This window comes from Vibrio lentus (assembly GCF_030409755.1).
Lineage (GTDB): Bacteria > Pseudomonadota > Gammaproteobacteria > Enterobacterales > Vibrionaceae > Vibrio > Vibrio lentus.
On record NZ_JAUFQE010000001.1, the window covers coordinates 681,176 to 704,602 of the forward strand.

Genomic DNA, 23,427 nt, shown 5'->3' on the forward strand with positions numbered 1-23,427 from the left:
CATGAAAATGCGGGGCTTTTTTGTATCTATTGACTGTTAATCTATTGATTTTTAACGGCTCTTTTAGCTCACAAAAAAGCCCTGCTAATTTCGCAAGGCTTTCTCTTATTGCTCATTCAGCTAAAATGTAACCGCTATTTCTCTTCGAAACGCTTTGCCAATTGATAGAATTCATTCACTTGCTCTTTGAGCTCTTTCGAATGATCTTTGACTGAATGAGTCGCCACTAGATTTTGCTCAGCGGTTGACGCGATAGACTGCATATGAAGGTTTACGTCACTCGATAGCTGACGCTGTTTGTGTGCAGAACTTTCAACCGACTGCATTAACTCGTTCATCGATTGCATTAAAGTTTCGACTTCAGACAAGCGCTCTGAGCTCACCTTCGCCACATCACCACACGCATCCGTTTGTTCTCTGTTAGCCAAAATATCTTTCTGCCAACCTTCAATCGTTGCCAGCATGGTACCAATGCTCTCTTTGATTTGAATCGTCGCCTTAGATGTGCGACCTGACAACGCACGTACTTCATCCGCAACCACGGCAAAGCCGCGTCCTTGCTCACCGGCTCTCGCCGCTTCAATCGCTGCGTTCAATGCCAATAGATTGGTTTGCTCGGCAATGCCACCGATCTCTTCCATTATCTTGCTGACACTTTGCGCTTGGTCACTCAGTTGATACGTCGTGTGCGTTGCTTTCTCGGCCTGTGAAGCCAAGCTTTCGAGGTTACGGTGTGTTTGATTAATACTCTCTTTCGCACCCGCACAGGTTTGCAGAGTAACGTCGACAATTTGATGCGCTTCTTCGGTACGAGATGACACTTCATTCGCTGTCACCTCCACTTCTTCAGTTGCTTCACGAACTTGAAGTATGTCTTTAGTCTGTTGATCTAAAGCATCTGAAACTTGGTAAGAAGTCGCGTTAAGATTGTCGGCTAAATCTTGTAACGGCTTAGCTGAATCCGTCATACGGCCTAACACTGTTCTGATTCGAGCAGACAGCAACTTCAAATGGAAATCGGCGATAGAGAACTTACTATTACCAGAGTAGACGAGACGACTCACACTATCGAATTTCGACTGCAACTTTTTAAGCTGTAAAGGTGTATCAACAAGCTCTTGTCTGAATAAGAGTGCCAACGCAGAAACAGGAAGTAAGCTTAGTAACCATCGCGACATTTGCCCTACTTCAACGAGGTTTGGAATCAGAGGCGCAGCCAAAGAGCCTAACAACACTGCATAACGAACACTGTCACTGATCTGTAATGACCATTGACGACCCGACTTCTCTGCTTTCAATAAGCTTTGGTAAGCCTTATCCGCGACTTGTACCCATTCGTTTTTCGGCTTAACACGAACAGACTGATAGCCACTCACCTTTCCGCCATCGTAAATAGGGGTAACGTAAGCATCAACCCAGTAGTAACCACCGGATTGGGTTTTATTTTTTACGATACCGCGCCAAGCTTTACCTTGCTTTAAGTTAACCCACATATCGGCAAAAGCCGCTTTCGGCATATCGTTATGCCTGACGATATTGTGGTGTTGCCCTAGCAATTCTTGTTGGCTGTATTCTGCGATGCGACAAAAAGCATCATTACTGTAAGTAATCACGCCTTTAAGGTCTGTAGTGGACACGAGTTGTTCGTTTTCGCTTAGAAGCGTTTCACGAGATTGAGAAGATGAGCTGACAGTCATTTATATTAACTTTTGTTAATTATTGTTTTAGGCGAGGAATATATACAATTATTAAAGTTATGACAAAATGTGAACGTCACATTTTGTGTAAATGCCTGCTATTTATACAAAAATACGCTCGACACCTCACAAAGCTTCACGCATCTTCTCAAATCAACATTTATAAACCATCTAGATTACCTACAGTTTAAATCTCACGGTTCTCATTGAAACAGAGGTATGGAATGTACGAATGCTTAAATCTTTGCACAGCACTCACTCAACAAAGTCTTTAGTATGCTTGAATGTCTTAACCGTGGTAATAATCTACTCAACCATAAGCAAATCGCTCACGAGTACACATACTAAAAGAGCCTAAATACGGGCTCTTTTGGCGTCTGATAATCTCTACTCATTAAGTTATTGCGAAATCCCTTCTCTTAAAGCCATCTAAATCGCGCTTAATTGCCTAATTATTGATATTTCGAGTAAAAATAATTTGAGACTGGATATTTACTAAACACTCAATTATTACATGCATTTTTTTAACGCCAAGCGCGAAAGATTTATTTTCCTTTTTATAACCCCACACCTTATACAAAGTGCTCTTGAGAATAATAACCACTTCCTAATCACTGTCACTAAATATTCAAACTATCAACTATTAATGCATACAACCAAACTAAATAGCTGACAATTAAATAAATAACACCCACTATTTGATATTAACTCTTAATGTTGAAACCGGAACGAATAATGACTTGTAATAATTATTCGTTTGATTGGGTGATTTTATAAATATATTTTGTTACATAATAAAAACTGATGGCTTGATATGAAAATGTCACATAAAACAATGGCTTTAATGGTTCTATTTTTTTCCTCACTGTCACAGGCTTCCACCCTTGAGAATGACGAACCGTTGCTAAAGTCATTGATTGAAAGAGGCATTATCTGTCCTGACTTGAACTACTCAGACAACCAAGAAGCTTTACGTATCTATCTCAACGCTAAAAAAATCAAAAGTCTCTCGTTTGATATGGAAAAGAAACAAGAGATAGAGAATAACCATCAGGAAACCAAGACACCAAAAGAGTGTATTAGACCAAATACGGACGGTAGTTCCGAATAAGGCTTAGTTGATATTGACATCGACATGGAAATATAAAAGGAAATAAAATGAAAATGATGAGAAAAACATTGTTGGCTTCAGCAATGGTTACTCTATTTAGCGTCAGCAGTTATGCTAAAACACCTATTGATTTAGGTGTCGTTAATGAAGACAAGCTAATTGAAATGCTAGTAAGACAAGGCTTAGTCGATCAAGATGCTACAGATATAACAAAGCAGGATGCACTTGACCGTTATTTAAAAAATAAGATCAATTCCGGTTTTAAAGGCGACGCTCAATTCGGTAAAAAAGCACTTGAGCAACGAGCGAAAATACTCAAAGCCATCGAAAAAGGATCTGGCGTTAAAAAGGCCAGCGTCTTTGCTTTGGAAGTCGGCACCAAGCGTACCGACAAAGTACTCGCTCTACTGGTCGATTTCCCTGATTTAAACTGGGACGACAACAAGCTGACCGAAGAGCACACTCAGATGCTCTACGAGAGCTACAACCCAGAACATTATCAAGAATTACTGTTTTCAAATTCTGGCTACACAGGACCAAATGGCGAAAACCTAATCTCGATGCGCCAGTATTACCAAAGTGAATCAGGTGACAGTTACAGCGTTGCAGGTCAAGCTGCAGGTTGGTATCGCGCCTCGAAGCCTGCGTCATTCTACGGTGGCAACTCCCCGACGACCGACAACGATCTCAACGCGCAAGAACTGGTTCGTGAAGCTCTGAATCAATTGGCTCAAGATCCGAGTATCAACCTAGCCGATTACGATATTGAAGATCGTTACGATTACGACGGTGACGGAAACTTCCGTGAACCGGATGGTGTGATTGATCATCTAATGGTGTTCCACGCATCTGTTGGCGAAGAAGCCGGTGGTGGCGTATTAGGCCCTGATGCGATTTGGTCTCACCGATTCAACCTTGGTCGCACACATGTGCTTGAAGGTACCTCTAGCTCTCTTCCTGACCGCTTTGGTGGCCAATACGCTGCATTTGATTACACCATTCAGCCTATTGATGCCGCAGCTGGTGTATGTGCTCACGAGTATGGCCATGATTTAGGTCTGCCAGACGAGTACGACACGCAATACACAGGCAAGGGTGAACCAGTATCTTACTGGTCAATCATGTCTTCAGGTAGCTGGGCAGGTAAGATTGGTGGTACACAACCCACAGCATTCAGCTCTTGGGCAAAACATTTTCTACAAAACTCGATTGGCGGTCGATGGATTAACGATGACCAGATCTCAATTGATGACCTAGAAGACAACCCACAGGTTTATACGCTGTTCCAAACAACGGATAACAACCGTCCGAACATGATTAAAGTGGATCTTCCAAAAAAACAGATCGAAGGTTTAAAACCGTTTGCTGGTGAGTATTCGTTCCACTCTCAAAAAGGCGATGACCTGAAAAACAGCATGACACGCAAGTTGGTGATTCCAGCCGGCGATTCTGCACTGCTTTCGTTCAAAACTTGGTATGAAATTGAGAAAGACTACGACTTTGCGCGGGTACTGGTGAATGGACAAGCCATTGCCGGCAACATCACCTCAATGGATGACCCGTATAATACTGGCCTCGTTCCTGCTATTGGCGGCGAATCTGGCGGTTGGATTGACGCTGAGTTCGACGTTTCACAATGGGCAGGCCAAGAAGTAGAGCTTTCGTTTGAATACATCACCGATGGTGGCTTGGCGATGGAAGGCTTTTATTTGGATAATCTAAGCATGGTCGTTGATGGTGAAATCACCTCAATAGACGATGGTGAGAGCAACTCCACCTTCGCCCTAAATGGCTACAAGCTGAGTAATGGATTCCACCAAGCGCAGCACTACTACCTGCTGCAATGGCGCAGCCACATGGACGTTGATGAAGGTCTAGCCAACATCAAACGCATGGGTCAACTGATCTCATTCGATCCGGGTTTAATCATTTGGTACGTAGACGAGTCGTTGACTGATAATTGGGTAGGCAAACACCCAGGTGAAGGTTGGTTAGGTGTGGTCGATGCAGACCAAAATGCCATGACTTGGGAGAAATCCGGTGAAGTCGCTCAAACTCGTTACCAAGTTCGTGATGCGGCGTTTTCACTCAAAGATCATACCCCAATGCGTCTTGTGAACAGCGACAATGATGTACTTGAAGACACCAGTTTGCTTGGCAACGCTAGCTTCTCTGACGACCAAGATTACACATCTCCACAAGCGCCTGATTCAGGACGTATCCTGACGGAGTTTGGCTTAGCCGTTGATATTTTAAATCAGAGTAATGACAACGAATACGGTGTGGTGCGCTTATCTAAAGTAAGCCAACACAACGTCGCTCCTACTGCGAACTTCGAACTCAATGTTACTGGCCTGAACGTGTCTGCACGTAACTTCAGTTCTGACCAAGATGGCGAGATCACCAGTTATCTATGGAACTTTGGCAACGGCACAACAAGCAACGAAGTGGCACCAACTTGGTCTTACGAGCAAGCCGGTGAATACACGGTGAGCTTGACTGTTGTTGACGACAAAGGTGCTACCGATTCATTCAGCTCCGTAGTGAGTGTTGAATCTCCAAACGCTATACCAGAGGCAAGTGCGAAGTACATTCACTTGGGCCGTTGGGTGACCATGTGGTCAACAAGTTCAGACAGTGATGGTCGTATTGTTGATACCGAGTGGACACTTCCAAACGGAAAGGTGAAACGAGGTCGTACATTCACTTCGATCTTCCCTTCATACGGAAAACACGAGGTGACACTGAAAATAATCGATGACCAAGGCGGGATTACGACGAAGACTATTACTGTCGACCTGTAAGTCGCTCCAACCTCAAGTCATTGAAATAAGTTCGTAGCCAATAAGGTGCGTACTGATAAACCCAGCTTAAGTACTGTTGTCACAGGATATAAGCCAAGACAGCAGTTTTAAGAAAACGTTATTATTTAAGCCATAAGCAAAAGCCCTACCAATTTGGTAGGGCTTTTTATTTTTAGCAGTTCGAGATAATAGCGCTTTAATTCCGGTAACGGATTTGCTGAACCACCATCCTATGAACCATTACACAGGCTGCTTGTGAATTCGTGATTTACGCGCACTGAATGCAAACAATAAAATTACGGCCAAAACGAACGGTAAAACGTAAACATTAAGGTTTTGCCAGCCTACTGTTGACTCCAACCAACCAGACAGTAGCGCCGTGACAGTCACACAACCAAACACAACAAATTCATTGAACGCTTGTGCCTTGGCTTTGTTTTGAGCTTGATACGACTGGCTGAATAAACCTGTTGCAGCGATGAACATAAAGTTCCAGCCCACACCAAGCACGACCAAAGCCGCCCTGAAGTGCCAAATTGATACACCATGGATATTGATGGCAATACTCACCACAAATAACACACCACCCGCAAGGATCATCATCCTTGAGCCGAACTTCTCGATGAGGGAGCCCGTAAAGAATGCAGGAACAAACATACCCAACACGTGCCACTCAATCACACCAGCAGCTTTAGTAAAATCGAATCCGCAACCAATCATCGCCAAAGGTGTTGCCGTCATCAAAATGTTCATTACGGCGTAAGCAACCATGGCCGCAAACACAGCACCAATAAAGTTCGGTGCTTTAACGATCACACTTAAAGGATCGGCTTTGGGAGCCTGACTATTAAAAGAGACCTTAGGAAACTGAATTGTTTGTAACAAGGCTAAAGCTAAGATGTTTAGGCCGATCAGCGAAGCAAAAGCACCGATGTACAAGCCATCTGCTGACCATTGCTGAGACATGATCGCTAAGTTAGGCCCGAGTACCGCCGCCAAGACTCCACCAGCCATTGATATTGAAATCGCACGGTGGCGGGCATTTTCGTCACACACTTCGATAGCCGCGAAACGATAAAGCGTACCAAAACCAATACCTATCCCAAGCAAAAACGTGGCGAAACAAAACAGATAGAAATGTTGCTGAGATAAAGCGTAAGTTGCAAGACTTGCTCCGGTAATGCCAACCACATTACCGATACTAAACCCTCGTTTTCGTCCTAATTTTCCTGAAATTAAAGACGCAGGAATAGTGGCCGCCATTAAGCCTAAAAACTGCAACGCAACCGGTAAAGTAATCATGCTGACACTGGGTGCAATCTGTTTGCCTATCAAGCCAATCACCGAAATCAGTAATATGTTGCCCGTCATCAACAAGGCCTGACACAGTGAGAGCAGCCAAACATTTCTATTCATCTTCGTTCCTAAATATGAGCACAGTTGGTCACTAGACCAAAAATCCAACAAAGTCGCAACACTTTGTTACGTGTGATGAACTCACGTAAATGACCATTATCTTAATACCTCGAACAATATTCCACCAAAGGTGCTTTGATCTCAGTCGCTTTACGCTCTAGAGTTGAAATTATCATTACTTGAGATAATAATAATTTTTTGTTATTCATAAGCTTTGTTGTTTATAGGCTTTGTTATTTAGAGGCTCTGTTACTTATAAGCCTTTTTATCCATAGGCGTTAGCATTTAAAGGTGAGTATGATTAATCCACTTTGGCTCAATACATTTAAGACTCTGGTTGAAGTTGGTCATTTCACCCAAACCGCAGAAAAGCTGTATATGACGCAGCCTGGCGTCAGCCAACACATCAAAAAGCTTGAGCAAGCTTGTAATTGTGACCTACTCTCTCGGGAAAATAAGAGCTTCGAACTGACCGAACAAGGTCGGATTATGTATAGCTATGCACTGAAGCTAGAAAAAGACCAAGAAGATTTATTCGAATCGCTGAGTTTCGACAACCCTTATTCTGGGCAATGTCATCTATCCTGTTCGGGTTCACTCTCTTTGCGTCTGTATCCCAAGCTTCTTGAACTGCAGCAGCAACATCAAGACCTGAGCATCAACCTAGAAGCGGCACCGAACAAAAAGATATTGAACGACCTAATCCAAGGCACCACCGATATTGGGATCGTCAGACATTCACCCAATGACAGCTATTATCAGAGCCAAGTTATTGGTAATGAGGCGCTGTGCTTAATCGTCCATCATAGTCTTGCTGACTTAGAGATTACCGATGAAGCGCTGCACAATATCGGCCTCATAGCCCATCCAGACTCTGCTCACTACCTGTCTTTGTATTTTGACCTATGCGGAGATAAAGACTTAGCGAACATCAACATCAATGAGATCCCGAAGTCTGGCTACATTAATCAACTTCACCAAATTCTATTACCCGTATCAAAAGGGCTTGGGTTCACCGTGTTACCTGCAGGGGCTGTCGAAAACTTTCCAGACAGAGATAAGCTGCACGTTGTGACACCTAAAGTGAAGGTTGAAGAAACACTGTATTTGGTTCAGAAAAGAAATCGAAAACTGCCGCACAGATACAACACCCTTATCGATCTAATCAAACAACACGTCAGTAATTAATCCTAGACACAGAAAGAATTAAAGCCTTTAGCTAGCTCGTTATTTCGCAGCAAGAGCTAAAGGCTTTAATGTTGGAGTGATGTTCAAAAGACAACTACTCAGAAGTGCTCAGAACCTCTTTGGCTCGTTCAAAGTCGTAATTATCTAATGCACTTCGAACATCTTTAAGAACTGCTGAATGTGGATACTGTGCCAGTAATTCAGTCACGCATTGGGTTGCATCGTTGTCATAAGCATCCAACAGCGAATACAACTGAGTACGCTGCTCTTGAGTGATATTAGGCGAATTCGATGCATCAGCGCTTCTCACCTCAGTTTCTTGAGTACATGGCGTTTCAACGCTTTCAGCACCAGACTCATCAAAGCTGCTCTCTACCGCTTTAATCAATTCGATTAACCCAAGCTCAGCTTGTTTAAGATCCTGCTCATCACACGCCTTGTTGTGAGCTTTGTTTTCTAGACCACCGAGTTGTTCAGCTAGTTGCAACCCGCCAATAGAAGCCGCCATGCTTTTTAACGTATGTAGATTCCGCTCTAATGTCGCCCATTCATCTTTCACTAGGTTGTCGAAGGTTTCCGACATAATGTCAGGCGCCCCTTGGTAGAATCTACCAAGCATCTTCTCTTGCAGTTTCACATCATGATGAGTCAGCTGACCGAACCTTGGCAATGAGAAAACAGGGAGAATCATCAGAGCATCAGAGCTTAATGTCGAACTATTAGAGCTGCTATCTTGCATCCTACCTGAAGGCGACTCTGACGACGCTTTACCTTCAACCAAAACCTCTGGCACGATGTATTTAGTAATCAAAGAAGTGGCTTTATCGATGATAATTGGCTTATCCAAGAAGTCCGTGACTCCAGCCTCTCGCGCTCGCTGTTTCGCATCAGCAAACACATTGGCCGACATCGCAATAATTGGTACATCTTTATCAAACTCACGAATCAAACGTGTAGCTTCGAAACCATCCATGATCGGCATTTGCAGATCCATAAAGATCATCTCGTATTTGTTACTTTGAGCTAACTCCAGTGCCTCCTTTCCATTCTCTGCCAAGTCGGCATTCAGATTAGAGCGGGTGAAGAATGCCAAAGCTAAATCTTGATTTAACTCATTATCTTCGACGAGCAATACCCTTTGACCTTTGAACTCTATCTGGTAATCCAGTTGCAGCTCTTGGGCTTTAAACTCTGCCAATTCTTCAACACTTGATCTTGGCAATGTTAGAACAAACGAAAACTCGCTGCCTTGCCCGAAAACACTCTCAACACTAATTTGGCCACCCATTGCACGAACCAATTTCTGGCTAATATTGAGTCCTAACCCTGTGCCACCGAATCGACGCGTAGTTGTACTATCGGCTTGGCTAAATGCTTCAAAGAGCTTGTGTAGATTCTCATCAGAAACTCCTATGCCAGTATCGGCCACCATCACCTTCATAGTCAGGCTGTTATTATCTGATTCAACAAGGGCTACAGTTAGCGAGACACTACCAGTTTCCGTAAACTTAATCGCATTACCAACAAGGTTAAGTATTACTTGGAACAGCCTTAATGGATCGCCGCGCAGAGGAGTGTCTAACGCGGGGTCAACCGACATCGACAAGTTGAGTTGCTTTTCAACTGCTTTGGACTCCATAAGATCAATCACATCTTGGAAGGTCGCTAACGAATTGAATGGAATACTATCGATAAACAACTGCCCTGCTTCAATCTTAGAAAAATCGAGGATGTCGTTGATGATGCTTAATAGTGAATGCCCAGAGCGATGCACTTTTTCGACATAGTTTTTCGCAACCGGGTTCGCTATTTCTCCGATAGCGAGATAAGACAGGCCAATAATCGCATTCATCGGCGTTCTAATTTCGTGGCTCATGTTAGCCAAGAATTCAGACTTCGCTTGGCTTGCGAGATCGGCTCTCTGTTTCTCTTCTTCAAGTTGCTCGTTAAGACGCTTCATTTCAGAAATATCGAATGCCCAGAACAGCGTGGCTATCTCGCCATCTAGCTCAAACAAATAGTAACTGACTAGAGCGACAAACCGTGTTCCATCAGACCTTCTCAGCACCAGCTCTTTGTTAACGACCTTTCCATTGAGTTTAAGCTCTCTATGTAATTCATCACGAGCAGATAAAGAATCATGAATGGCAGCCACGTCAATGGAAGAAAGTTCCTTGTCTTCCACCCCAAACAGGCGTTTCGCGGTGTCGTTGGCATAACGAACCTGTTCCTCAAACACCACAGCTGCGGCAATCGGGGAGCTATTGAGCATGTTGTAGAGCTGATCCTGAGCCTTCTTAAGTGCTTCTGTCGCATCATTGGCAATACTTATCTGCTTGGCGAGTTTTCGATTCCAGAAAACGATAAGTAGAACGATCACCAAAGCAAAGCCTGAAATGGTATAAACCAATTCATAATCGACTCTTTCTATCGCTTTTGGCGCCGCCCACTTCGCCGATATCTTTTGATGTTCTTCAGCAGAAATACTCTCTATCGCCTTATTCACAATGGAATAAAGCAAAGGTTCAGACTTGATGACATGTAAGGTGGGTGAAAGGAAAAAATCGAGTCGTCCGACAATTCCAATCTCTCGATGACCAAATGAATCAATGAGGTAATTGAGGACATCAACAGTGTCGATCATGCCGTCTAAGACCCCATCATCTAGCCTGTTCAGCCCATCAGCCGTTGAATCAACCAGCACCCACTCAACGTTTGGGTATTTCTCTACTATCGCATCAGTGTTTGCGGCATTTTTCAAAATACCAATTTTCCATCCAACCGCTTCTTCTAATACTAAGCTAGTGACATCTCGCCTTGATGCGATCGCCAAGCGGCTCGAAAACAAGCTTTGTGCTGCTCTAACGCTTTCTCCGAATGAGTGGTTTTCTTGAGCTGCAGAAACCAGGTCAACCTCTTGATGATCAACTAAGCTTCGGGTTTCAGACCAACTTGCGACATCTACATGATTAATACTTAGCCCTGTTTTCTGCTCAATGAGCGTTAGGTAATCGTCAATCATCCCGATGTATTCACCGGTATTAGATACCGCTTCATAAGGCAGCGAGTTAGGGTCGATACCTATCCGCACATCCGGGTTGTCTTTAATCCACAGCCTCTCTTTTTGGCTTAGGTTTAAGATCTCTCCAGTCAGATTATTCATTTGGTAAACATCAGCGATATAGCGTTTCGCCGCATCACCGAATGAACTAAATTGTTCGACGGATGGAAAGTAAACATGATTTCGGTCTAACGACTTAATATCAAAGTAGAAAGTCATAGAACCAGAGTTCGTACTTCCGCCTTTGGTCCGGTAGTTCGCTACCTTGGTCACCGACGAAAAGTGAGAGGTGTTCTTCTTCTCTCCATATTCATCAACTAGGTTACCGATATACCAAGATTTGATCGGGCGATTATTGTTATCTGCTTGTGCAGTGATCACCTGAAACGACCTGTCCGTATCGAAAATTTCAAAAACTCCCGTCAAATCTTCAAGGCGATCACTGACGATAAAATACGCAGATATTTGCGCGATTATATTCGCTTTTTTAAGGACTTGGCTTAAATCACTCTGAACCTGTATCTCGATAATTTGATTTAAACCATCATCGGCCTGTTTAAGCTTTTTAATCGCGGCATTGAAGCTGTCTCTGATTTCTTCATTCTTAAAGTCAACATAGATCGGATACTCAGCCTTATACTCGTCATGTAACGTTAGCTCTGCCATTTCGATAAAACGAGTATTGGTGATAAACCACTCCAGCACTCTGCGTTCAACCATTAACAGGTCAATGTTTTGAGCCCTCAATTGTGAGAATGCCGATTCGAGACCTTCATAATCTTCGACACGCTCGATGTCTAACTTACCCTTCAGTATTTCAACAGAATTTTTGATTGGAGAGGTCTCGTCAAAGAGTAACGCCCCTAGTGACAAGTCTTTCTGGGACTTGAGGTTAAGTTTGCGGCGAGTCAGCGAAACCGGAACAAACTCAGCATTAAGAACGTTATCACTTAAAAAGTGCGTATTGGGGTCATCAAACTGAACGCCAGAAACAAAGGCAATAGAATTGTTATTATCTATGGCTTTGCGAGCTGCGCTAGGAGGAAGAGTGACAACGTCACCCAACTTGTATCCCATATCATTAAGAGCACGCTGAAGAATGTCGTGTTCTAGCCCGACCGCAGTGCTGTCTGGGTACATATACGGAGGGTTACCAAAACCGAACACGCCTTTTAATGGCACTCGATAAGGAGAGCTATCTAGCCACTTTGATAGAATTTGGTTCTTGTTGTTAACGTCGAAGGTTTCAACCTGTTTGTTGATTAGCGTCAACAGCTCTGGTTCATCGGTACGAATCACCATTGATGCTTCTAACCTTTTCCAATGCTCCAAAACATAATTGACCGCGAGATCATGCACGCCAATTTTTTTCGCAAGATCCATGGTAGTGATCGGCTCACCGACTATGCCTTCGACATCGCCAGCCCCTAACGCACGTACTGCATCAATAACGTTATCAAAATCCACTCGCTCAATAGCGCTCAATTGGACACCGGCTCGCTCCAAGTCGATATTTTCATTAACCATCGCGATGCGGCGCTTTTGAGTTTGGTCGATGTTGGTATCTATTTTGTTGTCGATGGGAACAATCACTGCGACCTGATAAGGAATATAGGGATCACTCGCAAGAAAACGGCCACCTTCACTTGGGTCAAACTGTTGGAATGGGAATACATCGCCTCGCCCGTCGACTAACGCGGCTTTAGCTTCGACACGCGAGTTAACTGTGACAAACCGAACATGAACACCAAAACGCTGTTCAAGATCCAATGTCCAATCTTTGATGATCCCAGAAACCTGCCCATCATCATCGATGAATGAGTAAGGATAATGGTTGGCCAAGACAACAAAAGTTACCGTTGGTTGATTTCCCAACCACTGATTTAACTCAATATCTGTTACCTCAGCAGCATTCGTAGGTCGCATTAACAGCGGCCACACCACAAGTGTAATGACCAGAAAAACAACCAAACGATTTAGCGACGACATGAAGCGATCACTCATCTTTAAATTGCTCTTTAATACTTAAGATTTGAGATAGGTTTTCAAACAGTAACTCTACAATTTTGGGGTCAAAGTGTTTGCCTTTTTGTTCTTCAAACAAGCTCAGTGCCTCATCAACACTCCACGCTTTTTTGTACGGTCTCTCTGCTGTGAGAGCATCAAACACATCAGCAACCGCGGCAATACGCCCTACCAAAGGAATGTCTTCTCCCGCGATCTGGTTTGGGTAACCACTGCCATCCCATTTTTCATGATGATACTGCGCTACCTGAATCGCCATACGCATCAATTTGGAGTCACTCTGCCTACCGAGGATTTCAACACCATACTCGACATGCTTTTGCATAATTGCCCACTCGTCGGCGTCCAATTTACCCGGCTTGAGTAACACGCTATCGGGAATACCAATCTTGCCAATATCATGCATCGGAGCCGCGTCACGCAGAGTTTCAGCGTCTTCGTCTGTCATGCCTAACGCCTTGGCTAAAATTTCGCAATAATGGCTCATACGCATCACGTGCATACCCGTTTCATTATCTTTGAATTCAGCCGCCCTACCCAATATGTTTAACGTCTCTAATTTGCCGAGATTGATCTCTTGGGTTTTCTCTTTTACCTGACTAAACAACGCGCGTTGTTGGTCATAAAGTGCGATATGCGTTTTCACACGCTGGAGTGCAATTGCAGGGGTTATCGGCTTGGTTAGGTAATCGACAGCCCCCAAGGAGAGCCCTTTTACTTCGGCTTCAGGTCCAATTTTGGCAGTCACGAAGATAATGGGAATATGCGCGGTATTGGGCTGTTCTTTGAGCTGTCTGCAAACTTCATAACCATCAATATCTGGCATCATGATATCGAGGAGAATGAGGTCTGGCTGAGGCACCATCTTGGCTATCTTGATGCCAATGGTACCGTTAATTGCGACTTTGACTTGATAGGTATCTTTAAGTATTGCAGTCAACACATCCAAATTGCTTGGAGTGTCATCTACGACTAACACTATGGGTTTACGACTCATTGATACCTCGTATAAAAATCAAACAGTTATAACCATAGTGTAGAACGATTTTTAGAGGTTAATCAGAAAAAATAGCAATTGTTTTTTGAAAGTGAAGAGTAGATCTTCGAGTGACATCAAACCAACACTTATCGAAGTATGACCAGTCAATATTACGTCGATTAAGTCATTATAATACAAAGGAAATTATACAGATTACTTTTGAAGCCAGACCTTTTATTAACAAAATACAAACTGGCAAAAACAAAAAGAGCTCCTCACTTGGGTGCTCTTTTCACTTAAGTCATTAGAGAATCAAATCGCCTAGCGAACCAGCACCCTAACGACCAGAATAATACATACAGATTCGAACACCATCGAACTCACGAATCTCAAATGGGATCTCGTAGATCGATTCCATCACTGATTTTTCAACCACTTCCGAAACCTTACCCGACTTAACCACTTGGCCTTTTTTCATCGCAACAATGTTATCTGAATAGCAAGAAGCGAAGTTGATGTCGTGAATTACGATAACGACCGCCTTATTAAACTCATGCGCCAGACGGCGGAGCGTCTGCATGATTTCTACAGAGTGTTTAATATCTAGGTTGTTTAGTGGCTCATCCAAGAACACATAGTCGGTATCTTGTGCCACAACCATTGCAATAAACGCCATCTGACGCTGACCACCACTCAACTCATCAAGGTATTTGTTTTGGATATCGGTAATACCAAGGTGTTCTAACGCTGTATCGACGATCTTATGATCTTCGTCTTTCAAGCGGCCTTGGGAATGCGGAAAACGCCCAAAACAGACCAGCTCACGGATCGTAAATCGCATATTGATGTTGTTTGATTGTCTTAAGACGGCAAGGTGCTTCGCCAGCTCTTTGGTATCCCATTCAGCCAGTAATTTATCGCCAATAACGACCTCGCCCGCATCACTTTCGGTTAAGCGACTCGCCATAGAAAGCAGCGTACTTTTACCCGCACCATTTGGGCCAATGATAGAAGTCACTTCCCCTTTCGGGAACATGGCACTGGCATCATCCACCACAAGTGTCTTGCCATACTTCTTACTCAAACCTGTTAATTTAATCACTACTTACTACCTTTACTGAATTCTGGTGCGTAACAACAAGAACATAAAATACAAACCGCCGACCAAGTTAATGATCACGCTCACAGTGGTTTCAAACGCCATTACTTTTTCGATAAACCATTGGCCTGAAACTAATAGAACGACCGCTAACAAACTGCTCGCGATGATAAGCACGCGATGTTGATAAGATTTGAATATCTGACGCGCTAAGCTCACGGTGATCAAACCAAAGAACAGCACAGGGCCAACCAAAGCCGTCGATACCGCGACCATCACTGACACAATCACCAAGGTAATTTGAGTCAGTCGCTTGGTGTTCACGCCCAAGCTTGTTGCGTTATCGACACCAAGCCAAAGCACATCAAGCTTGGGAGCCAACAACCACAAGCCAAGTAAGCTCAAACCCAATGGAATAAGGCTGAGATAAACCAGTTCACCTTTCACGTTATTGAAGCTTGCGAACATCACATTCTGCAGTACCGCGAACTCGTTCGGATCAATCAACATCGCTAAGAAGTTCGCTAAGCTTGAGAATACGCTGCCGCACACAATACCAATCAACAACAGTGTAAATACGTTGTTTCGCTTACTCTTGAAGTAAAAATGGAACAGCGCAAACGAGAACAAGATCATCACAGTCACAGACAATGAAAAGTTCGCGATTGCATCAATTACCCAAAAGCTAGTACCACCAAACACAAACAGAAGCACTGTCTGCACCAGCATGTACAAACTGTCAAAACCCAAAATTGAAGGGGTTAGAATTCGATTATTGGTGATGGTTTGAAAAACCAATGACGATGCAGAAATCGCCACCGCCGCCAACACAATCGACAGCAGTTTTGGTAGTCGCAGAGACAAGAAGAACTCGTAGTTATCCCACGTAAGTCCCTGCCCCACAAATACTGCCGCCATCCCCAAAGACGCGATAGCCAGAATCGCAATTTTTACTGAATCACGCATTCGACTTGTCTCTCATGATTAGGTAGATAAAAATCAAGCCGCCAAAGACACTGATTACCATCGAGATTGGAATCTCATAAGGGAAGATAATGACTCTCGCTAATAAGTCGCAGGCCAATACCAAGATCACGCCCCAGTAGGCTGTCCAAGGCAGAATTTTCTTCATGTTATCGCCCATCATCAACGACACGATATTCGGCACGATAAGGCCAAGGAATGGGATAACACCAACAATCATCACCACCGAAGAAGCACAGATCGCGACAAGAGCAACACCAATGAAAACGATCTTCTGATAATTGAGACCGATGTTTTTTGCGAAGCTTTCACCAATACTTGCCGCACTGAACTGACTCGCAAAGTAATAAGCCAACACACATGCAGGAACCGCGAGGTAAAGGATTTCATAGCTACCTTGCAATACACTCGCAAAGTTCGCCATCGTCCATGCCGACATGGTTTGTACTAAATCGTATTTGTAAGCAATAAAGGTTGTTAGAGATGAGACAACGTTGCCATACATGATGCCAATTAAAGGCACCAGCACCGCATTCTTGAACTTGAGATGTTGTAAGAAGCGAACCAACAACATGGTGCCTAACACCGCAAACGCAAAGATAAAGCCTAAGTAACTCCATTGAGCGGCATTACCCAGCACCAGAATACCGACGATGTAACCCAACATGGCACAATCAATCGTGCCCATCGTAGAAGGTGCAGCGAACTTGTTCTGAACAATCTGTTGCATGATAAGGCCAGAAACACTTAAACCCGCCCCAGCTAGCACGATCGCGAACAGTCGAGGTATCCGACTAACAACATAAATGGAATTGGCGTGTTGGTTGCCATTGAAGAAGTCACTAAAACTGATTTCAGCGACCCCAATCATCAACGACATAACGCATAACACAACAAGAAATACAGCAGCGGCAATGGGTTTCAACATAGAAATAATACTAAAGGTAGGTCTCTTTGAGTCCGTATGAAAAGTGAAAAAGGGCTTATAAGAACATTCTTATAAGCCCGAAAATCTGATGATTGGTGACTATTGAACCGTGCGTTCAATATCACCCAACATTCTGTGAATCGCTGTCACGCCACCACCCGCTAAATACCAAGCACTTGAATCAAGGTAAACGATGTTGCCTTGCTGCGCTGCAGGTGTCGCCGCAACTAATGGGTTATCAAACAGCTGTTGTGCGCGACCTTCTGACTTACCAATCGCTTTTTCACGGTCGAGAACATAAAGTACTTCAGGTTTTGCATCGGCAATGTATTCGAACGAGATTAGGTTACCGTGTGTCCCTTTAATTGGCGCTACTGTCGCACTCTTTGATTCAACGTATCCGAAGTCATCAAAGATGATTGAGAAGCGGCTACCTTTGTTGAACATCGCAATGTTATTACCGTTGTTCATCAGCATCATCGCAGTGGTTTCGCCAGACGTTACTTTGTCGTTTACCGCTGCAATAGAATCTTGAGTCTCTGCGATGATCGCTTCAACTTCTGCTTGTTTATCAAACAGCTGACCGAGTGCGCGCCAGTTTTGTTGAGCATCAGCCCAGTACTTGTCACCCTCAATAGAGAACATGATGGTTGGAGCAATTTGCGCCAACTTGTCGTAAACCTTAAGCATACGGTTTTCTGCGATGATCACATCAGGCTTCAACATGTAGATAGCTTCAAAATCAGGTTCGCTCAACGAGCCAGTGTTTGCTGTCGTTTCTTTGTATGACGTAAGGTAATCAGGCATTAAGCTGTGAGGCGCGCCTACTGGTTTCACACCAATTTTATCCAGCACATCCAAGCTACCAAAACCCAGAACCACAACTCGTTGTGGCACTTCATCAAACTGTGCAGTGCCCTTTACGTGCTCAATAGTCACGGTTTCCGCTTGAGCGGTCATCATCAAAGACGATGCAAGTACGATGGCAAGTCCGCTCAATAACTGGCGAACTGAATTAATAGTTTTCTTCATGTTTCTTCCTTTGCCATTGAGATAAACCACCACTCATGACAATAAAAGTCACACTACTCATAGATGAGCATGGGGAGTACACAACTGCTAAATAACGATAATTTAAAGTTTGCCATGGAATTGACAACAAACTTGTAACGCAAGTGATAATTATTATCAATTATATTTGCGATAAAATTGAGGCACAACTATTTTGTTATTCAGAAACGTAAAAGTGGGTATTCATGTTTTGCGTAGTCGGGAGAGAATTGAGAGTGACTCAAAAATGACAAAGGCAGCGAAGGGAAAAATGATCACAAGTTAGAGAGGAAAAAAGATGGTAAAAACAAACTAAACCGTAGAGCAGGTAAAAAGCAAACACGACTAATATGTGTATAAGCATTAAGTGTAAACACACACCATAGCCCCTGAAGTCACTAGACTTCAGCCAAAATTTCGAATTACAATTTACAATGTAAAGATGCTATATAACAGCCACTTAAGAATCTACAAATTTGCCGTTAAATTGACATTACTCATTGTAAAGAATACGACTAGATGCAAAATCACAGATGGGTTAAAAACACATGACTCATCACACCCCCTTCGTTCACTCATCCTCAACAGATGATGATAAATCAATCAAAAATATTTTTAAAATTAATTGAAAATAGGGTTGTAATTTAAAAAACTAGGCGTATAGTTCGCCTCCTGGCTCTAATCTATAGAGCTGTTAATGCTAAAGTAAGTCCAAGTTCCACAAAGACAGTTCTCGATTCCTCGTTACACCATCTCTGCGTCAGCTTTCACCTAGATAGTCATTCAATAGCTTTTAAATCAGATCCCACTACCGTTCTATTCATCATTTGCTTTCTTTTTAGCGAATTCAAAATAGATCGACTACTTAAATATAAATGTAATAAACACAAGGCACAGTTATGTCACGCAGAACAACACGACAAACCCATTGGTACCAACTATCACGCGAAAAAACAGTCAATAAACTAAAAGGTAATAAATGCTCAAGATTAAAATAGACTTACACAAAGAAGAGATTTCATGGGTCACAGAGATTCGACAGCTCAATAGCGATATACTCCACCGCCACATATTGCCCAAGCTACAACATCACAGTTATCTCATCGACTTTGAATTTAATGAACGAGAAAGCATCGGAACTATCGTTTCAGGCAACGGAAACACCCTAGGACATTTCACACTCCTATAGCATTTCCCATAGGCTACAGAAAGAAACACCGTCTAGTTCGACAGATATAAAAAAAGTCAAAGATGTCACCCTCAATTCGCTCTAGCAGAACAAAATAGAGTAGAAGTAAAACAGATTAGAAACCTAGCCCTTTTTGCATTTCACACGCGGCTAACGCTAGCTAGGTTATCGTACTTCTATTGAAACCAACTTATATCAAACTCTGAATCACCAATGAGTCATTATCATTGCGTTCATAGACTAATAAGTTAACGGCATCGACCTTAGCTTTTGATCAAGAGTATATAAGTGTTCTGCAGCTTGCATGTGTTGAGGGTAATCACTGAACTTCTCACGATTCTCCTCATTCATCTTACATGTCTCATCCACCAGCATTAACTTCCAATACAGCTTTGTTGTATGCAGCATCGCCAGTAAAGGTTTGAACACCTCTTTCTCATAAGCTTGAATCAGCTCTTCAATCAATTCGTCACGCTCGTCTTCACTTGCGATTGAACCATTGGTTGCCGACAATACTTTTTGATATTTCAGATTGAGTTGCAGCTTATCCATCACCGTTTGGTTATCTTCCGCCAGTTCGACCAGCTTCGATTTAATAATACTCAACCAGTTTTCTTGGCTAAGAACCGCTCCATCAACACTCGAAAAATCTTCGCGGATTTGACGTTCAACGTCTTTTTGAGCTTTCTTTAAAACGCCACGAACCTTTTGGAAAGGCAGCTGATATTCCTTACTTAGCTCGATAATCAGTTTATGAAAACCACCATTTGGAAGGTGTAAGTTTTCCTTAAACGTCGCCATTGCAGCTTCTTGCTGCTCTGTAAGGTTAGTCATTCTCTTTCCTATTCTTGATAACTCACGGTGCTGAGCCCGCGATCATACCACTATTATCCACGATTTCTCGGTAACTTCATGAGTTACACCTAGGTATGTTCTTAAATTATCTCAACGTCTTCTCTTTCGGCTAACTTTCAATCTATATGGCATTAAATGGTAAGTCTCAACCGGCGAATATTCGTACATTAGTCGCACAGGGTATAGAGCCAGACAGGAGTCATTACTTACTTATGAAAGATAACAATGAGAAATAACCATGACCTATTCTGAATACAAAGATTCTGACTTACATAAATGCATGAGCATTGCTGCAGAAGCAATGGTTGCCATCACCAAGTTTACTGTTAAAGCCACAACCCTTTTATTCCGATTTTTCCGCTGGCTTGCGGTGAAGACTTATACCTATGTCATGAAGTAGCCGTTGTTATTAGCACGACACTCCTTTAAAAAACATGAAGCGCGCCCTTTTAGGTCGCGCTTTTTTTATACCCAACGTTTTATACCTGGCTTTTGGTGTCTAAAGTCGAATCCATTTTATATCGCCGATGGCGTTAAATGGTAAAACTGATCATCGATTAAAATCCATACTACACCTGTTCCAACAAAACAGACTTCTAACTTATACAGGTACTTAAATGAAAAAGATTGCACTTAAAATTGTAGGACTAACGGTTTTGGCTTCTGCGCTAACTGGTTGTATCGGTAGTAACGCCGTAACAGGGAAAGTGATGAAATTTAACGTCGAAGTTGTCGACAACCGTTATGCTCGTGCTGGTGTGAACTTCTTATTAGCGCCTGTATACGGTATTACTACCGCGGCCGATTATGTGGTATTCAACTCATTGGAGTTCTGGACGGGTAAAAACCCAATCAGTGGTTCGCCACACATCTTTGATACCAAAACAGATACCCACTTCAAAGTGAATGATGAGCTTGATCCAAGCCTCAAAGAAGCGCCTGTAGGGCCGATTTCAAACAATCGTGCCATTGAGACTGGTGAGATGATCAAAATCGACGAAAACACCATTCAAATGGACATTGTCTACACAAGTGGCGAAACCGCGACGCTAACTGGAATCAAAGATGGTCAGAACGTGAGCTATTACATGGATGGTCAGCTTGTGTCACAAACGACTATCGCTGAATTAGAGAAGATTCAAGGCACTGAAGCTTAAGATTCGTAGCTCATAGGGAGTTCAACCTGAAAGCTACGTTTGACTTTGAAAAACGTAAAACAAAAAAAAGCCCGGCTACTGCTGGGCTTTTTTGTATGTGTTCTATTGAGATTGAGACTGTGCAAGCCGGATACTCACCAAGCTCGCCACCATGATGGCTAAATAAAAACTGCCAATAATGGATTCCATAAACACAAAGAACTGTGCGACGGGCAAAGCCGGTGAAATGTCACCATATCCAACAGTAGTTAGCGTGATAAAACTAAAGTACAGCGCATTAAACAGATTCGTCAGCCAAATTTTTTCTTCCAAACCATTAAATGCATTAGGCAAAATTTCCAGAATCAACAAGTAGATGGTCGCCCAAGCCAGCCCTATCAGTAAGTAAATACAGATAGAACCAATAATGTGATTGGGCGTGACCTTCGTGGCTTGCATCACCTGTTTAAGAGCAGAATATATATGTGAGAACAGAAACACCGCCAATGCCGTTAACGTCACTATCGAAAGGTTATAGTCCTCCAAAAACGAGAATACCCCCGACACCGTAGCGGTTATCAATAGCAGACCATACCAAGAGCGATACAAGGCTCGCTCTTTATGGATGCCCACAATCGAAACAGCCAAAGTAATAATGATCAAAAACAGAATGGTCTTTTGACCTTGCGGATAAAACTGTTGCATCACTGCACAGCCAAAAAACAGCACTAACAATGCATAAAATAAGAAGTAGAAGTTGTCGTCTTTAGAGACTGGCTTCATCTATTTTTCCTCAACCTCTGCAGTTTTTTTCTCAGTTTCTTCTTGGTTTTTCTCTTCAAGTCCAAGCCACGCCATCATCAGCTCATAGCTTAAACTCAGTATCACAGCACCGACAAACAAACCGACAATGCCCGACATCGCCATGCCACCTAATGCGCCCAACAGAATCACCAACATTGGAATATGAGAGCCACGGCTTAGCAATACCGGCTTCAAAATAGCATCACTACCACTGACCAAAATACACCACACTAAGAACAAGCTCGCCGCTAACGTCGATTCAACGCTGAACATGTAAATGATCGCAGGTAATAGAGCAAGAATCGGTGGAAGTTGGATGATTGCAATGAGCAGCACAGCTAGCGCCCAAAATGCAGCGGCAGGAACGCCTGCAATCACCAAACCGATTGCCGACATCATGGATTGAATCACAGCAACACCGATAACGCCTTGCACAACACTGCGCACGGTCGACTTAGACAGCTGAACCAATTCTTCACCTTTGCCGTCCGTTAAACGCGCAACTAAATGAGTGACTCCTGTTTGGCATTTATCGGCATTACTCATGAACGCGCCAGCAATAATGGTCGAGATAATAAATTGAATGAAACCACCACCTAGTGAGCCTAAAACTGAGGCCACTTTTGAAGCGAATATCTTGAGTTCTTCAGCATACTTAATGAACACCCCCTCGATATTGTTCGAGGCATGAACCAAAGTTGCATAGACCTTTTCACCAATCAAAGGGATGTCTTGCAAAGATTCTTTCGGTTTAGGCAGTGACAAAGTTCCATCTTGTAGCCCCGCCATCAAATCGGATGCGCTGGTGTAGATACCTGAAGAAAGCGCAACCAATGGAATCAACAGCAATAACACGCCGATGAAACTCAGTAATGCACTGGCTTTGCCTTTCGACATCCCGGTTTTATTTGAAATTGCGACCGCCACTGGATACAACGCAGTCGCAATGATCGCGCCCCATATCACCAAAAGAATGAATGGGCGCAAAATCGAAAAACACCAATAGACGAGCATAGCAATGGCAGCAATCTTAATTGCGGCATCAATCGCCTGTTTAGAAAAATCATCGGTTAACTTCATGAGACGTCCTTGTAAGGGCAA

At 43.2% G+C, this 23,427-nt stretch carries 17 protein-coding genes and 1 pseudogene; 6 read left to right on the plus strand and 12 right to left on the minus strand.

Translation table 11 applies throughout. From position 1 onward, the window contains the following. Positions 1-134: 134 nt before the first annotated feature. Positions 135-1,697 carry a methyl-accepting chemotaxis protein gene (locus QWZ07_RS02770; protein ID WP_192852839.1) on the minus strand — a complete coding sequence of 521 codons (1,563 nt, stop codon included), beginning with the start codon at positions 1,695-1,697 and terminating at the stop codon, positions 135-137. Positions 1,698-1,877: 180 nt separating this feature from the next. Next, a pseudogene (locus tag QWZ07_RS02775) lies at positions 1,878-2,003 on the minus strand (ArsR family transcriptional regulator); the annotation flags it as partial. Between the two features lie 514 nt (positions 2,004-2,517). Between QWZ07_RS02775 and QWZ07_RS02780 the strand changes: the two are divergent. Beyond that, complete coding sequence (locus QWZ07_RS02780; protein WP_102382950.1) at positions 2,518-2,808, plus strand: hypothetical protein; 291 nt, start codon at positions 2,518-2,520, stop codon at positions 2,806-2,808. Positions 2,809-2,855: 47 nt separating this feature from the next. Then, a complete protein-coding gene (locus tag QWZ07_RS02785) occupies positions 2,856-5,612 on the plus strand; it encodes an immune inhibitor A domain-containing protein (RefSeq protein WP_192852838.1) in 2,757 nt (918 codons plus the stop codon). 240 nt (positions 5,613-5,852) lie between these two features. Here the strand turns inward: QWZ07_RS02785 and QWZ07_RS02790 are convergent, their stop codons facing one another. Then, positions 5,853-7,028, minus strand: a complete 1,176-nt coding sequence (locus tag QWZ07_RS02790) for an MFS transporter (protein WP_261891581.1) — start codon at positions 7,026-7,028, stop codon at positions 5,853-5,855. Between the two features lie 297 nt (positions 7,029-7,325). Here QWZ07_RS02790 and QWZ07_RS02795 point away from each other — a divergent pair, with 297 nt between their 5' ends. Next, on the plus strand, positions 7,326-8,216 hold the full coding sequence (locus tag QWZ07_RS02795; RefSeq protein WP_192852836.1) for a LysR family transcriptional regulator: 891 nt from the start codon (positions 7,326-7,328) through the stop codon (positions 8,214-8,216). Positions 8,217-8,310: 94 nt separating this feature from the next. Here QWZ07_RS02795 and QWZ07_RS02800 read toward each other — a convergent pair whose 3' ends face one another. The 6 genes from QWZ07_RS02800 to QWZ07_RS02825 form a co-directional block, all read right to left on the minus strand. After that, positions 8,311-13,281, minus strand: coding sequence for a transporter substrate-binding domain-containing protein (locus tag QWZ07_RS02800; RefSeq protein ID WP_192852835.1), 4,971 nt, complete (start codon positions 13,279-13,281; stop codon positions 8,311-8,313). After that, on the minus strand, positions 13,274-14,299 hold the full coding sequence (locus QWZ07_RS02805; protein WP_192852834.1) for a response regulator: 1,026 nt from the start codon (positions 14,297-14,299) through the stop codon (positions 13,274-13,276). The genes QWZ07_RS02800 and QWZ07_RS02805 overlap by 8 nt, the downstream gene beginning before the upstream one ends. A gap of 319 nt (positions 14,300-14,618) precedes the next feature. Then, a complete protein-coding gene (locus QWZ07_RS02810; protein WP_017105113.1) occupies positions 14,619-15,383 on the minus strand; it encodes an iron ABC transporter ATP-binding protein in 765 nt (254 codons plus the stop codon). 12 nt (positions 15,384-15,395) lie between these two features. Further along, entirely contained in the window at positions 15,396-16,346 is a 951-nt protein-coding gene (locus QWZ07_RS02815; protein WP_065678809.1) for an iron chelate uptake ABC transporter family permease subunit, read from the minus strand. Then, positions 16,339-17,292: an ABC transporter permease gene (locus QWZ07_RS02820; protein ID WP_192852833.1), complete on the minus strand. Its 954-nt coding sequence runs from the start codon at positions 17,290-17,292 to the stop codon at positions 16,339-16,341. Before QWZ07_RS02820 ends, QWZ07_RS02815 begins: the two co-directional genes overlap by 8 nt. A 99-nt stretch (positions 17,293-17,391) precedes the next feature. Beyond that, complete coding sequence (locus tag QWZ07_RS02825; RefSeq protein ID WP_192852832.1) at positions 17,392-18,324, minus strand: siderophore ABC transporter substrate-binding protein; 933 nt, start codon at positions 18,322-18,324, stop codon at positions 17,392-17,394. Positions 18,325-19,321: 997 nt separating this feature from the next. Here QWZ07_RS02825 and QWZ07_RS02830 point away from each other — a divergent pair. Next, the gene (locus QWZ07_RS02830; protein WP_004731601.1) at positions 19,322-19,531 is read left to right on the plus strand and encodes a hypothetical protein; all 210 of its coding nucleotides are present in this window, start codon (positions 19,322-19,324) and stop codon (positions 19,529-19,531) included. A gap of 240 nt (positions 19,532-19,771) precedes the next feature. Here the strand turns inward: QWZ07_RS02830 and QWZ07_RS02835 are convergent, their stop codons facing one another. After that, positions 19,772-20,365 (minus strand): hypothetical protein, encoded by a 594-nt coding sequence (locus tag QWZ07_RS02835; protein ID WP_102300160.1) that lies wholly within the window; start codon positions 20,363-20,365, stop codon positions 19,772-19,774. Positions 20,366-20,624: 259 nt separating this feature from the next. Here QWZ07_RS02835 and QWZ07_RS02840 point away from each other — a divergent pair, with 259 nt between their 5' ends. Both QWZ07_RS02840 and QWZ07_RS02845 read left to right on the plus strand, forming a co-directional pair. Continuing rightward, positions 20,625-20,786 carry a hypothetical protein gene (locus QWZ07_RS02840; protein ID WP_017109128.1) on the plus strand — a complete coding sequence of 54 codons (162 nt, stop codon included), beginning with the start codon at positions 20,625-20,627 and terminating at the stop codon, positions 20,784-20,786. 217 nt (positions 20,787-21,003) lie between these two features. Beyond that, positions 21,004-21,543 carry a DUF3332 domain-containing protein gene (locus QWZ07_RS02845; protein ID WP_017109127.1) on the plus strand — a complete coding sequence of 180 codons (540 nt, stop codon included), beginning with the start codon at positions 21,004-21,006 and terminating at the stop codon, positions 21,541-21,543. Between the two features lie 102 nt (positions 21,544-21,645). Here the strand turns inward: QWZ07_RS02845 and QWZ07_RS02850 are convergent, their stop codons facing one another. Next, positions 21,646-22,305, minus strand: a complete 660-nt coding sequence (locus tag QWZ07_RS02850; RefSeq protein ID WP_017109126.1) for a potassium channel family protein — start codon at positions 22,303-22,305, stop codon at positions 21,646-21,648. Beyond that, positions 22,306-23,406 carry an AI-2E family transporter gene (locus QWZ07_RS02855; protein ID WP_076666694.1) on the minus strand — a complete coding sequence of 367 codons (1,101 nt, stop codon included), beginning with the start codon at positions 23,404-23,406 and terminating at the stop codon, positions 22,306-22,308. Between the last annotated feature and the right edge of the window lie 21 nt (positions 23,407-23,427).